This is a genomic window from Nonlabens xylanidelens (assembly GCF_002934445.1).
GTDB lineage: Bacteria > Bacteroidota > Bacteroidia > Flavobacteriales > Flavobacteriaceae > Nonlabens > Nonlabens xylanidelens.
In genome coordinates this window covers 22,167-35,667 of sequence record NZ_PTJE01000010.1, presented here as the reverse complement: position 1 = coordinate 35,667, position 13,501 = coordinate 22,167, and the positions used below count along the sequence as shown (strand labels likewise).

General features: G+C 33.6%; 14 protein-coding genes. 2 read left to right on the top strand and 12 right to left on the bottom strand.

The features are described 5' to 3' along the window. Positions 1 to 8 precede the first annotated feature (8 nt). The 7 genes from LY01_RS14595 to LY01_RS14565 form a co-directional block, all read right to left on the bottom strand. Positions 9 to 311, bottom strand: coding sequence for a hypothetical protein (locus LY01_RS14595; RefSeq protein WP_104516748.1), 303 nt, complete (start codon positions 309 to 311; stop codon positions 9 to 11). Positions 312 to 433: 122 nt separating this feature from the next. Beyond that, positions 434 to 823, bottom strand: a complete 390-nt coding sequence (locus LY01_RS14590) for a DoxX family protein (protein WP_104516747.1) — start codon at positions 821 to 823, stop codon at positions 434 to 436. 182 nt (positions 824 to 1,005) lie between these two features. Beyond that, the gene (locus LY01_RS14585) at positions 1,006 to 1,404 is read right to left on the bottom strand and encodes a DUF2721 domain-containing protein (protein WP_104516746.1); all 399 of its coding nucleotides are present in this window, start codon (positions 1,402 to 1,404) and stop codon (positions 1,006 to 1,008) included. Positions 1,405 to 1,424: 20 nt separating this feature from the next. Further along, entirely contained in the window at positions 1,425 to 2,099 is a 675-nt protein-coding gene (locus tag LY01_RS14580; protein ID WP_104516745.1) for a YggS family pyridoxal phosphate-dependent enzyme, read from the bottom strand. Between the two features lie 2 nt (positions 2,100 to 2,101). Then, a complete protein-coding gene (locus LY01_RS14575; protein ID WP_104516744.1) occupies positions 2,102 to 3,319 on the bottom strand; it encodes a DUF1015 domain-containing protein in 1,218 nt (405 codons plus the stop codon). Between the two features lie 9 nt (positions 3,320 to 3,328). Continuing rightward, the gene (locus LY01_RS14570) at positions 3,329 to 4,216 is read right to left on the bottom strand and encodes a 3-hydroxyacyl-CoA dehydrogenase family protein (protein ID WP_104516743.1); all 888 of its coding nucleotides are present in this window, start codon (positions 4,214 to 4,216) and stop codon (positions 3,329 to 3,331) included. A gap of 136 nt (positions 4,217 to 4,352) precedes the next feature. Beyond that, a complete protein-coding gene (locus LY01_RS14565; RefSeq protein WP_104516742.1) occupies positions 4,353 to 5,321 on the bottom strand; it encodes a Gfo/Idh/MocA family protein in 969 nt (322 codons plus the stop codon). A gap of 149 nt (positions 5,322 to 5,470) precedes the next feature. Here LY01_RS14565 and LY01_RS14560 point away from each other — a divergent pair, with 149 nt between their 5' ends. After that, on the top strand, positions 5,471 to 6,112 hold the full coding sequence (locus tag LY01_RS14560) for a protein-L-isoaspartate(D-aspartate) O-methyltransferase (protein ID WP_104516741.1): 642 nt from the start codon (positions 5,471 to 5,473) through the stop codon (positions 6,110 to 6,112). A gap of 129 nt (positions 6,113 to 6,241) precedes the next feature. After that, on the top strand, positions 6,242 to 7,090 hold the full coding sequence (locus LY01_RS14555) for an alpha/beta fold hydrolase (protein ID WP_104516740.1): 849 nt from the start codon (positions 6,242 to 6,244) through the stop codon (positions 7,088 to 7,090). Between the two features lie 38 nt (positions 7,091 to 7,128). On the opposite strand, the gene LY01_RS14550 is transcribed toward LY01_RS14555, so the two are convergent. The 5 genes from LY01_RS14550 to LY01_RS14530 form a co-directional block, all read right to left on the bottom strand. Beyond that, positions 7,129 to 8,172, bottom strand: coding sequence for a polysaccharide lyase family 7 protein (locus LY01_RS14550; protein ID WP_104516739.1), 1,044 nt, complete (start codon positions 8,170 to 8,172; stop codon positions 7,129 to 7,131). A 262-nt stretch (positions 8,173 to 8,434) separates the two neighbouring features. Further along, positions 8,435 to 9,037, bottom strand: coding sequence for a YceI family protein (locus tag LY01_RS14545; RefSeq protein WP_104516738.1), 603 nt, complete (start codon positions 9,035 to 9,037; stop codon positions 8,435 to 8,437). 240 nt (positions 9,038 to 9,277) lie between these two features. After that, positions 9,278 to 9,754, bottom strand: a complete 477-nt coding sequence (locus tag LY01_RS14540; RefSeq protein ID WP_104516737.1) for a hypothetical protein — start codon at positions 9,752 to 9,754, stop codon at positions 9,278 to 9,280. Positions 9,755 to 9,939: 185 nt separating this feature from the next. After that, positions 9,940 to 12,435 carry a DUF5686 and carboxypeptidase regulatory-like domain-containing protein gene (locus LY01_RS14535; RefSeq protein WP_104516736.1) on the bottom strand — a complete coding sequence of 832 codons (2,496 nt, stop codon included), beginning with the start codon at positions 12,433 to 12,435 and terminating at the stop codon, positions 9,940 to 9,942. Positions 12,436 to 12,910: 475 nt separating this feature from the next. After that, positions 12,911 to 13,324: a DoxX family protein gene (locus tag LY01_RS14530; protein WP_104516735.1), complete on the bottom strand. Its 414-nt coding sequence runs from the start codon at positions 13,322 to 13,324 to the stop codon at positions 12,911 to 12,913. Between the last annotated feature and the right edge of the window lie 177 nt (positions 13,325 to 13,501).

Sequence of the window (13,501 nt, the reverse complement as noted above, 5' to 3'; positions counted from 1 at the left end):
CTTAGGCATTATAGCGTATAGTTAATTTTTACAGGATATTTTTCACCATATACTTCTCCAAATCCAATAATTCTAATATAATTGTTTTTCACATAAACCTCGCCAACAAACATTCCGTGTTCACCAAAGTAAAGCCCAATTTCAGAATCTAAATGATTGTTTTCTGTGATTAAACTTTGCATATTTTTTGATAAAGTAAGGTTTCTAATATATAATTCTGGAGGATATATGAAGTCTTTGAATTCAAAATCATCATTTTCTTCTAGAGTTTCAAAACGTTCATTGTTTCCAACAAAAGTGAAGTCAATCACTTTATTTTTATCATATTCAATTACACATTTAGATTTTTATAAATAGAAATTATTCTGTCCGATAAGAAATTCTTGTTTCAATTCTATTTTTTTTATGGTCTTAAGCTTACAATAGTAACTTCTTACACAACTATTTTATTTTTTAACGTGAGGAGTTGATACACTGAAAATATGACCAGTACAATTGCGATAATTACTAATACCATTTTAGGTTCTGGTCTAGCAATAAATTCCAAGCCTAATGCTGTTATCATGGTGATCAATAAAAATGCATAGGCAAACATTCCAACTTTTATTTTATGAGTAATCGCAAAATATAGAATAAGTATCGCCATACTTAATTCTGATATTCCAGTAAAGATCATGAAGAATTCTGCATCTAAAGGAATGACTTTTTCAAATTGTTTAAATCCTGCCACACTTGTAGGTTTACCTAATAACTTAGGAATCGCAAAAAATGTCATAGCTAGAATTGATAATATATTAATGGATTTTGAGGTTATATTTTTCATTATTATTTGTTTTTATATTAATTGTTTGTGTAATATGATGCTAAACTAAACAATCGTTTAGTTATAAAAGATGTTTTATCTTAATTTTAGCACTATTAAACATTGTAGTAGCAACATATGAAAGCCTTGTGAAAACAAATTCACAAGGCTTTTAAATTTATTCTAGAACGTGCGCTATCCGTTTATCTCTCTTTCTTTTCTATATTTTGTAATTGTATACTTAATGCTTTGGTAGAAATTTGAACCTCTATAAAAGATAATATCAATGAGATCATCAAAGCAATAAGGCTCAAACCAAAAACGATATTGGCTATAAAACTCTGTTCAATATAAATAAGCAACATAGTTGTCACCGCTAGTAAAAAGCTAAAAATAGCAACCGCCTGCATGTTTTTTATGAGCGTTAATCGTTTGCTTAATTTTTCAACTTGTAATCTTATAGTTTCTGATGAGTTTTCTTCATATTGACCATGTAAATTTCTTATTAACGTAGCAATTACCAGATATCTAGCGTTATATGCTAGCATGGTTAGTGAAATCGCTGGAAATAATAGTGCTGGTATACTAAGGGATAGCTCCATGACTTTTAAGCTTATTAATATTAATAATTCCTATTGCCGAATATGGCACTACCTATGCGTACCATAGTAGAGCCCTCTTCTAGAGCTATTTTATAATCACCAGTCATACCCATAGATAATTCTGTAAATTCATGTCTAGAATCTAACAAGTTTTCTGTTTTAATTTTATTAAAAGTAGCAGCTAGACTTTTAAATTCTGCACGCACTTGGTCTTCATTATCGGTAAAAGTAGCCATACCCATGAGGCCTTTAATTTGAATGTTTTCATATTCTTTAAAAGCAGCATCGTTTAAAAGAGTAATCAACTCTTGCTCGTCAAAACCAAATTTTGATTCTTCTTGAGCAATATGCACTTGTAATAAACAGTTGATAACACGATCGTTATTCTTAGCCTGTTTATTAATTTCTTTAAGCAATCTAGGTGAGTCTACACTGTGAATTAAGTGAACATATGGCGCCATATATTTCACCTTATTTCGTTGTGTGTGACCTATCATGTGCCACTCGATATCTTTGGGTAGCGTTTCCCATTTTTCGGTCATTTCTTGAATCTTATTCTCACCAAAAATGCGTTGACCAACTTCATAAGCCTCTTCTAGATCACTTATAGGTTTGGTTTTACTTACTGCTACTAGAGTAGCTTTTGGTTGCACGCTTTCGCGAAAGCGTAACAGAGATTCTTTAATTGTGCTCATGTTTAAAATTCATAAATTATCAAACCACTAGGTAGTTTGGGGCGTATATACGTACTCTTGGGCGGCATTCTCAAATCTGCATCGGCTATGGATTTCATTTGCTCTACCGTAGTAGGAAATAAGCCGAAACCAACTTTGAATTCTCTTTTATCCACACGTTCTTTCATGTGCATTAAGTCATGTTTTCCATAACTGTACTGTATGCGACTGTCTGTGCGTAAATCTTTAATACCCAAAATAGGATCTAAAATAAGATCATACAACAACTGCGGATCTAGATCCTGCAAAGGAGTCAACTCCTTTAAAAGTCCTTTACGCAAATAAAGACTGTAAAACTCTCCATCTAGATACATGCTAAAATGGTGTTTCTTAGAAGGTCTATAGAGTTCTAAACCGCGATTTTGTATTCTAAAATGTTGATCGAGTTTCATGAGAAACTCTTGTTTATTAAGACCATTAAGATCTTTTATCTGTCTGTTAAATTCGTAAATGTTAAGCTGACTTTCTGCTATGAGAAGACTCATGAAAAATTTATAACTCTCTTTTTTATCACCCATTTCTTGTGCCAGTAGGCTAGAACTGGCGCTGCGGTGGTGACCGTCTGCAATGTAAAGTTGTGAGAGTTCTTTAAATTCTTTTTCTATTTTTTCTATTAATTGAGGATTTGTAACCGGCCATATTTTATGCGAGTTAAAATCTGTGGTAGAAAAATGTTGATCTGGAGCAGTAGTTTTAACTTCGGCTATTAGTTGATTGATCTCAGATCTATCTTCATAGGTAAGTAAAACAGGCTCTGCATTAAAACCAGCGGCCTTTAAATAATTTTTAAAGAGATTTTCTTTTAAACTTAAAGTATCCTCGTGCTTTTTAATTTTATTATTTAGATAATCATCTGTGCTCGTACCAGCTATGATACCAGTATAACTGTGATGTGGATCTATATTTTCATAAATGTAAAAAGCAGCCTTTTCATCTTCTACTAGATATCCTTCTTCTTTGAATTCTAAATATCTATTTCTAACGAGACTGTACCGGTCCAGTCCAGTTATCTCTTGATTAAATTTATAACCAGGATTTAAAATTTGTAAAAAGCTATAAGGATTGTACTTGAGCTGCGCCTTAAGTTCTTTCTTACCATAATCTTGATAAGTGCGCGATATTACGTGCGCAACCTTATCTGCGGTGGCTCGTACTCCTTTAAATGGTTTTATTGTAGGCATTTATGGTGTTTATTTAAAACTAGCACTTACAACTTCTGCTTTTCTAGAAGTAGAGTAGTCGTAGAAACCTTCTCCAGATTTCACACCTTTTTTACCAGCCATAACCATATTAACTAATAATGGACATGGTGCATATTTAGGGTTTTTAAATCCGTCGTGCATCACGTTAAGAATAGAAAGACAAACGTCTAGACCTATAAAATCTGCTAGTTGCAATGGTCCCATAGGGTGTGCCATACCTAATTTCATTACTGTGTCTATTTCTTCTACACCAGCAACACCATTATAAAGTGTTTCAATAGCCTCGTTAATCATAGGCATTAAAATACGGTTTGCTACAAAGCCTGGATAATCATTAACCTCTGTAGGTGTTTTACCCAGCTGCTTAGAAAGTTCCATGATGGTCTTAGTAACCTCGTCACTAGTAGAATAACCTCTTATTATTTCTACCAGTTTCATAATAGGCACTGGATTCATAAAGTGCATTCCTATTACTTTTTCTGGACGTTTTGTTACCGCTGCGATTTGAGTAATAGATATAGAAGAGGTGTTAGTAGATAGAATACAATTTGCTGGTGCAAATTCATCCATATCACCAAATATTTTTAGTTTCAGGTTCACATTTTCAGTTGCTGCCTCTACCACAAGATCTGCTTGTGCAACACCAGCTTTTAAATCTAGATAAGAAGTAATATTGTCTAGAGTGGTAGCTTTATCAGCCTCTGTGATGCGCTCTTTGGCAATCATGCGATCTAGGTTTTTTGCGATGGTGTTTAAACCTCTATCGATATTTTCTTGAGAAATATCTACTAGAGCAACCTTAAATCCTGATTGTGCAAATGTGTGTGCGATTCCATTTCCCATGGTTCCTGCACCTATAACTGTAATGTTTTTCATTTTTCTAATTAGTAATAATTACTCCTGTGAAAACATTTAAACCATCACAATATGAAGTAATTAGTTTTTAATTTATGATTATCATCCTGCCTACAATGCAGAATATTTAATTCTATTTATAATATCGAGTTACTATCTATAAAGACTTAAACTCTTTAATTATTTTTAAAGCTACATCTAGTGCTGCAGTACCATCTTCTAGGTTAACGATAGGTCTGGTATCATTTTCTATAGCGTCTGCAAAGGTTTCTAATTCATCTAGAATGGCGTTATTATCTGCTACATCTGGATTATCAAAATAGATTTGTTTTTTGATTCCTTCGGCATTTTGTAAAATCATATCAAAATCTCCTGGAACTTCTGGTGCATTTTTCATGCGTACCACCTCTACCTTTTTAGTTAAAAAATCTACCGATATGTAAGCATCCTTTTGGAAAAAGCGCGCTTTACGCATTTGTTTTAAACTGATGCGGCTGGCAGTAAGATTTGCCACACATCCATTTTCAAACTCTATACGCGCGTTTGCGATATCTGGAGTTTCAGAGATTACAGAAACTCCACTAGCGCTCACATTCTTAACCGGACTTTTTACCACACTAAGAATAGCATCTATATCATGTATCATTAAATCTAGTACCACACTTACATCTGTACCGCGAGGATTAAACTCTGCCAGGCGATGTGTTTCAATAAACATAGGACTTTCTATGCGATCACTTACCGATCTAAATGCTGGGTTAAAACGTTCTACTTGTCCAACTTGACCTTTTAGGTTCCGCTTTCGCGAAAGCGAGATCAATTCATTTGCTTCTTCTACGGTTACAGTAATCGGTTTTTCTATGAATAAATGTTTTCCTGCCTCTAGAACTTTTACACCACTTTGATGATGGTAAGAAGTAGGAGTGACTACGTCTATCATATCGCAAGCAGCGATTAACTCATCAATGTCAGAAAAATATTTGTAACCTAAATCTGCCTCTATTTGTGCAGCGTGCTCAGGATTTGCATCATAAAAACCTACTAAATCATAGCGCTCGCTTTGTTGTAATAATTTAAGGTGAATTTTACCTAGGTGACCAGCACCGAGAACTCCTGCTTTAAGCATAGTAATTGCGTTTTTGTAAAAATAGGGAAATGATTGTTAAATAAAAATGAGTAAACAGAATCTTATCCCATTTAATTGACAATCTTTTGTTGAAAAATAGTTGGACTTTTTCAATTGAAAATAGAATGTAGGAAACTATTTTTGACCCTATCAAAGATAATTACATACATAAAGGAAAACGACGCCAGCTGGTAGAGTTGATGCGTTCAAAGGGAATAACTGATGAGTCTGTTCTAGATGCGATGAATAAAGTACCTAGACACTTATTTCTAGACAGTTCATTCTTAGAGCATGCGTACCAGAATAAGGCTTTTCCTATAGGAGCAGACCAGACTATATCGCACCCATATACGGTTGCTTTTCAAAGTCAGTTACTGCAATTAAAACCAGGAGATAAGGTCTTAGAAATAGGAACTGGTAGTGGTTATCAATGTGCCGTATTGTTAGAAATGAAAGCTCAAATTTATACGATAGAGCGACAGAATGAACTGTACAAGAAAACCAATTTACTTTTTAGAAAACTGAATTATCGCCCTAGAAAATATGTTTTTGGCGATGGTTACAAAGGACTGCCAGAAGAGGCTCCTTTCGATTCTATTATCGTTACTTGTGGAGCACCAGAAATACCTCAAACATTATTAAGCCAACTAAAAATAGGAGGTAGGCTAGTGATTCCAGTAGGTAGTGACCCACAAATTATGACACTTATCGTTAGAGAGAGTGCAACAGACTTCTCAAAAGAAACCTTTGGCGAGTTTAGATTTGTACCATTTTTAGGTGGTAAGAATTAAAATTTTAGAGTAATCATTATTATCGTGTAATTTTACTATGTTTTTCTTAAGTAAAATTTATGAAAAGGAACCTGTCGTTTGTGATATCTGTTTGATACATTACCGCTGGGCTTAGTGATACACCTTTTTATGAAAAACATATTTTTAATAGTAATAGGTGGTTTGTTTTTAACCTCTTGTAGCAGTTTACAATACCGTTTAAATGATGAAGAAATAACAACCTCCTTTTCTAAGATAGACGCTCTATCTCATATCTCTTATGTAGCTATAGATAGTCTAGACCTTAATGTGCGTATTCAAAGTGTTACAAAAGAAGATAACGATATCAATCTTGTTTTTTTACACGGTTCTCCTAGTTCGCTAAGTGCCTGGAGACGTTATCTTAAAGATAGTTTATTGTACAACAAGGCAAACCTACATGCTATAGACAGACCAGGTTATGGGTATTCTAACTTTGGTGAGTCATTAACTTCTATAGATACGCAAGCCAAGGTCATGAATGAAGTAGTAAGTTCTCTTAATTTAAAAAATATGATTGTAATAGGCGCTTCTTATGGAGGACCACTAGCTGCAAGATTATCTTTAGAAAATGAAAACGTAAAAGGTGTGATGATGGTATCGCCGGCCATTGATCCAGATAATGAACAAAGAGTATGGCAGTCTGACCTTACACAATACTGGTTAACGCGCTGGTTAGTGCCTACGGGCTATCGTGTTGCTGGAGATGAGAAAACCACGCATGCACAAGAACTTGCTTTAATAGAAAAAGATTGGGAAAAAGTGACTGTTCCTATCATGCACATACATGGAGATAAAGATGATCTTGTCCCTTATATAAACGTGTCATATACCGAGGGTGTTTTTCCTAATATAGAGATTATCACCATACCTAATACAGGTCATGAAATCTCATGGGGACGACCTGAATTAGTTAAGCCTTATATTATAGAATTCATGAAACGTATAAAGAGAGATTAAGATATCGATCATCTCTCTTTAACAGCTTTTTCTTCTTGTTATTTACTAGCCTTATTTACTTTATGGCTAGCTTTTTTAAACCATACTTCGGCATAACTACCGTTTTCATACTGTTTTTTTAAATCGCCATTATAAATGTCAGACCCTGTATTCCATACGATATTTTTTTCAGGGTCCTTTCCATTTGCTTGATTGTAAGCACCTTGTTTAAAATATTGAATTTCTCCTGCATAAGAATGTGTCATCTCTGTGCCGTCTCTACCTATAGAGGCATACAGTGTCGTTATTTGTTTAGGGAGATCTTCTTTGGTAGCAAATTCTGTATGTAGTAAGTCCTTAGAAAAATTAACGGTTTCGTGTCCTGGACTGGTAAAAGTAAGTTCCATAATACCGTTTGAGACATTTATTACATAGCTAAATTCTTCACCTAATTCTATCCCATCTGCCGGTTCTTCTGGTGCTGTATTTGATTCTGGACCTACTACAGACATGTCATAACCCCATACCGCAGTAGAAAAATCCCATCTTTTTGAATTATCATCTTTGGTATTGATTTCATAATTCCAAAAAACAGAACCCTTAGTATGGCCAGGGAATTTTTTGTAAAATATTTTAATAGGTTCATTCTCGTTTCCTTCTTTACTGTGTATTTGACCTACCACGACAGAGTATGCGGCAGCAACTCTAGCATCTCCGTTAGTAGATACGTGTGTTACTTTTAAGGTGCCAGATAATTGACCTCCATTTTCTGGAATCCACTCATCCTTAAGGCGCAATTCAGACCTGGTATTACTAGAGTTTTTTGTCGTGCCGCCCGAGTTCGGTGTTTTATAAACTATCCAATCTTCACCATCATTTACCGTATAAAAATAATCTTCATGAGTAAAATCTTTGATATCCTTAATATAATCTCCGTTACCTAGAGTAATGGTACTTTCTTCTATGATAGATAACACCTCGCTAGGTGATTTAGATGTAGAGTATTCAGAATTATTTTGGTCTTTCTCTTCAGATTTACAGTTTATTAAGATCAAGCTATTGAGAAGTAGCACTGTATAGATTAGATTTCTTTTTAATTTCATTTGTTGTGGTGTTTAAGCTCTAGTAATAATGAGTAAAGGTGTTTTTTAAGCTAAGAATGTATAAAGCAAGGAGGCTTTTTTTTGTTCCGCTTTCGCGAAAGCGAGATCAATATCAAACTATTACTTTAATTTTCTTCTTCTTTTTCAGGAAAAAAATCATTTAATAATCTTCTATTCAAAGCTACAAATAGAATTAATAAAAAAGCTCATAAATTCATGTTTGTGAATCTATGAGCTTTAAATCTATAAAAGATTTTGATTTTTATAATTGTGCTACAACTTCTATAGCTACATCTGGCCATGTTTTACCATTGTGCAATTCTTTACATGCTTCATGAATAGCGTCAAATGATTTTGTAGCATTAAAGTCTTCTATCATGTCGATAGTACCATTAATAGTTAACTTATTTTCTACTAGTGTATACGTAAATGGAATTACTTTTTCTACTTCATTGAAGTTTAATGTAACATCTACAGTACCATTGTTAAATGTACCAAATTCACCATTAAACGTAGGGTTTACTAGGTTTTTAAAGAAAAACTCTACTAGTTTAGGATCACGTATTTCATTTTTTGAATTAACAGAAAGTCCGTCTATTTTAAATGCAGCACCGGCTAGTACTTCTTCAGCATTGTTAGATGCTTTATTACCAGTAACTTTAATCGTGTCAAAGGTACCTGAAACTCCTACTTTTTGGGGTGTTTTATAAGCTGTCCATGTTAAAGTAGTCTGGTCAGATTTATAGTTATAGGTAGTCTCTGTTGTTTTTTCTGTAGCGACTTCTTCAGTTGCTTTTTCTTCTTTTTTTTCTGTACAAGAGAATGTTAAACCTGCAACGAATAGTAATAGGGCAATTTTTTTCATTTTATTTTACTTTTTGGATTCTGTTTTTTCATTTTATAGTACTTATTAATCATACTATGATGTCGTAATTATTTGTTTTTCCGTAAAGTAATTAGATTGAGATATCTATACATTTAACTAAATAAACATCCTTATTTACGGACTGTGAAGTTAGTGAATTTGGAGATAATGATTACTTTGTTATTAGTTAAGAATAGAGAATCTAAATTAAATAATTTCATTTTTTATTTGTCTTTCCTTTTATTTTGATGTGATCATTTCTCGCAGCATATTAATTTGCGGTTTTATGTTTTGCTTTGCCTCTAATTTTCGAGATTCGAAATTGTTTTTTAAGTTAATAGGTTGTGGAGATAATAATTTTTTTGGATCAATAATATTTGAAGATAAACCACAATCATTTACTATAAATCTGCTAGAATAATTACCGAATAATATCCACTCTCCATCGGTATCAACATAAGGCCCACACGTTCCCGAGTTAATACCCTTAATTATTTGACCAGGTTGCAGATCTCCTTTAAAAACCTCGCATATTACAATTAGGTATTCAAGGTCATTGTCACAATCGATTCTAATATCGCCTATGAATACATCATTCACATATTCATATTCTATAGGTGTCGCTCTCTTCCAATTTTTGGGTGGTGGACAAGTGCATAAACTTGAAAAGACAACAACAAAAAATACAGATGAAAATATATTGGAAATATGTATCATGATAAAATAGATTTTTATGAAATCATTCAATAAGAGTCAAATAATATACCAATTACTAATTGTGTAATAAGAATTCACAACAACAAAAAAAGACCAACTTATTAAGTTGGTCTTTTCTATTATCTGTACTGTTTTAAAAGTGATTGTTAGGTATCCGCTTTCGCGAAAGCGGAATTAATATCCATCTATAACCCAAAGTTAATACCTACCACAAAAGCACCATAATTGCGACCACTAGTCATGCTGTAAACATAATCCACACGGAAAGGACGGAATTTACCAAAACCGATATTATCTATTCCTGCACTAGCCTCAAAATACGGTTTGCGGTCTGTAAATAGAGCTTTACCACTTAAAATGAGGTCGTAGTTTAAACGATTTAATCCTGGTACTTTACCTAGTACAAAACCTTTAAAATCGTGCTGTAAGTGTACTTGTGCATAGTCTCCATTTGTACTATAGTCATAGTAGTTAAGCAAGCCAAAACCATAAGGATTAAGGGCTTGTAACTTATATCTTAATCGATTACCATTAAAGTGCTGGTAGTCTACAAAGGAAATGTCATCACCATCTAAGAAGGTACCACCATTAACCCAATAACTACTGCGACCTAAGTTGCCCATATCAAAACTTTGATAAATGCTCGCTCTTAACTGGTGAAAGTTATAATCGCTATTACTAGCAGCTACAGCACCTTCATAATTTAGAGATATAGTAGGGTATTTTTCATTACGTATATTATACTTTTGATCAGGATAACTTTGGAATTTCTGACCTGGACGTATAGTTAGACCTAGACCTATTTTAACTAGTTCATGGTCATCTATAGTAGCCACTCGGTTATTATCTAACCCCAGCGGATTGTTACTCGTGTAGTCCACATCACTTTGAGTAAACCATACCTGGTCTGTTGTATTATTAAGCCCTTGACGTTTTTCATAATCCAGTCTACCACTTAAGTAAAAGCCATTTGCAATTTCTTCAGAATAACTAGCACCGGCATAGTCTACTTCATAAAACTTAGCATAGTTACGTTCAAATGCGAGACTAGAAATAGTGTTTTCTAGACCACTTATAGGATTAGAGTTGTTGATTTGGCGAGCTTCTGTACCACCATAAACAGATAAGTTTCTTCTATTAGTTCTATTAAATCTGTAATTAGCACGCGCTGTGTATCGCAATCTGTCATCAGATATTCCATAGTTGATATTACTAGTTACATAAAGACTGCGGTTATAGTCGTCATCATAACCTTTTGAGTAACTAAAACCGGTACCTACTACATATCCTTGGACTGTATTAAAACCTTTAAAACTACCTGGATTTAATAACCCATTATAGCTGAAACTCTCATTTTTCTTACTGTTTCTATAAGTGTAACCAGTTAATGGGTCAAGAATATGAAATTTATTATTCACTCTGTCCACGCTGTCTTTATACTTAGGGTCGTTGCGCACAGCAGCGATACTGTCTTTACGTACATAATTATTAGATTCTTCTACAGTAAGTGGTACAGGGCGTTTTTTACTCCAGTAAGTGCTATCTTTCTTATTTGCATCTAGTTCAAAGCTTAATACTTCTGGACCGAATGAATCTTTGTTAAAGTCAGGTTTAAAATTATAATTGGTATAATTTGCTATAAACCTACCATTACCTTTAAAACCCAAAAAGGCGAAAATAAAGTCAATACTTTGTGACCTTTTTACCCAGTCTCCACTACTAGGTTCATAAGTAAAATCTTGATTAAAAGTAAGTTTCTCAATGGCGGACACATTTATGTTCTCACCTAGTGTACTTAGTTCAAGACCATAAATAGTCCATTGATCTTCTACTATATAAATAATACCGTCAAAAGTGTTATCCTTAGGACGTTTAGAAATCACTTCTATTTTATTGATCAAGAATTTATTCTCATCATAGAAAGTACCAAGTAATTTATACTTGTAATACCCAAAAGCATAGTCGGCAATAGGAGAGACTATACGGTTATTAAGATCAATGTTGTTGTTGTAGAAGTCATAGTTAGCTTCTTCGGCACTATTAGCACTGAAACCGTTATCATCTCCAGATATTTTACTAGCGATAATATGTTCCTTAAAGTTATCTGGTGCTTCATAAGCTATTTCAGACACTGTTTCTGATAAGTAAACGACACCGCTGCGTGATAAAGAATCTAGCGATCCTTCTAGATCGCCTATTTCTTGTCCCATAAATTTTTCTGGGACATCTTTCATACGCCATATTCCACGAGAGTAAAAATCTGCTTGATAACTAGAGAATTTTTTGCGGTTCATCTCTCTGTTCTTGATCGCTTCTCGTATCAAACGGTCGGCAGGATTTTCATCTGAATTTACAATAACCGCATCAAGTGATGCCACCTCTTCTTCTAGAGATACATTTTGCACCTGGCCATTTTGAGTAAAAGAAATTTGAATAGTTTTAGGTCGATAACCCAGAGACTGATAGACGATCTCGTAGTCTTTAAAGGCATCTAGTTTAAGTGTGTAATCTCCATTCTGGTTAGTAGTAGTCCCTTTATAAGTCCCTTTTATATAAATAGAGGCGAAGGCTATGGGGTCTTCATTAGAATCAGTTAATGTTCCTGTTAGTTGCGCTTGCGCGAAAAAGGAGAAGAACAAAGCAATAGTAAGGGTAATCGCAATTTTAATAATAGAATTCATCTTGATGGTTTGTTTGATTGCAAATAAACAACGGACTATAAAGTTATTGTGTTAATGACCATTATCTAATGTTAAGACGAAGAAATTTTAAAATAGTTGCCTAAAATTTGAAAAAGTTTACAAATAGGTTGAAAAAAAAGTCAATTACATCACTGCAAACCCCTTGTTAAATTTGATAATTTTCCGTTCCCCAACCCTAAAGGGTGCGGAAAATAAAGTTGTATTTTTTTTTAGAATAAAGAAATAGAAACCTACCCTTTAGGGCTAGGGAAAGGTTTCGGTAAAAATTACTTTTAGAAAAAGGGAAAGCTTTATACCACAGCAAGTTCTTTATAATTGCTAGTAATCAAACCATAAGATTGTAATCTAATCTTAGTCCAACCTTTCCCTTCAGCCGAAGGGAAAACAAGTTATGCAACGCAGTTGCAAACCAAAAAGGTTTGACGCGGTGTTTTTTTAATTAAGAAATTTTGATTTAAACGACCTCTTTATTTTTGAATAGAAACCTATCTATGTTTAAAGAGTCGTCTTTATAAAACCATGCTATAAAAACTAGTAATACCGCTCGTATAAAAACATTTTGTAAATCCCATATAGGAGATTGCATACCATGACCGAAAGAGACAATTAAAAGAATAAGTGCCACAACACCATAAGATAACTTTCTGAAAAAGCCTAATACGAGTAGAATTCCTGTGAGAAATTCTCCATAAGAAGTAAAGTAAACTGTAAATTTCAACACAAAGTTGGGTAAGAAACTATCTTCAAAACTAGCAAAACCATTTTTATACACATTATCAATTCCCCAAGTAGCTATTTTACCTAATCCTTGCCAGAATAAAATAATACCTAATAACAAACGAGTAAAGAGTAGAATATAGGATTTCATAAAAGTAGTTTTATTAAAAACAAAAATAACTTTTAGTTATCATGAAATGTTCACGGTTTTTATTTTACCATCCCTGCAGACTTCTTATTTAATTCATGAATTTAACGCTCCTCAACCCTAAAGGATGCGGAAAATAAAGTTGTATTTTTTAGAATAAAGAAATAGAAACCTACCCTT

Coding starts and splice junctions, on each gene's coding strand:
- LY01_RS14590 (WP_104516747.1), bottom strand. CDS start 823: ATGAAAAATATAACCTCAAAATCCATTAATATATTATCAATTCTAGCT.
- LY01_RS14585 (WP_104516746.1), bottom strand. CDS start 1,404: ATGGAGCTATCCCTTAGTATACCAGCACTATTATTTCCAGCGATTTCA.
- LY01_RS14580 (WP_104516745.1), bottom strand. CDS start 2,099: ATGAGCACAATTAAAGAATCTCTGTTACGCTTTCGCGAAAGCGTGCAA.
- LY01_RS14575 (WP_104516744.1), bottom strand. CDS start 3,319: ATGCCTACAATAAAACCATTTAAAGGAGTACGAGCCACCGCAGATAAG.
- LY01_RS14570 (WP_104516743.1), bottom strand. CDS start 4,216: ATGAAAAACATTACAGTTATAGGTGCAGGAACCATGGGAAATGGAATC.
- LY01_RS14565 (WP_104516742.1), bottom strand. CDS start 5,321: ATGCTTAAAGCAGGAGTTCTCGGTGCTGGTCACCTAGGTAAAATTCAC.
- LY01_RS14555 (WP_104516740.1), top strand. CDS start 6,242: ATGAAAAACATATTTTTAATAGTAATAGGTGGTTTGTTTTTAACCTCT.
- LY01_RS14550 (WP_104516739.1), bottom strand. CDS start 8,172: ATGAAATTAAAAAGAAATCTAATCTATACAGTGCTACTTCTCAATAGC.
- LY01_RS14545 (WP_104516738.1), bottom strand. CDS start 9,037: ATGAAAAAAATTGCCCTATTACTATTCGTTGCAGGTTTAACATTCTCT.
- LY01_RS14540 (WP_104516737.1), bottom strand. CDS start 9,754: ATGATACATATTTCCAATATATTTTCATCTGTATTTTTTGTTGTTGTC.
- LY01_RS14535 (WP_104516736.1), bottom strand. CDS start 12,435: ATGAATTCTATTATTAAAATTGCGATTACCCTTACTATTGCTTTGTTC.
- LY01_RS14530 (WP_104516735.1), bottom strand. CDS start 13,324: ATGAAATCCTATATTCTACTCTTTACTCGTTTGTTATTAGGTATTATT.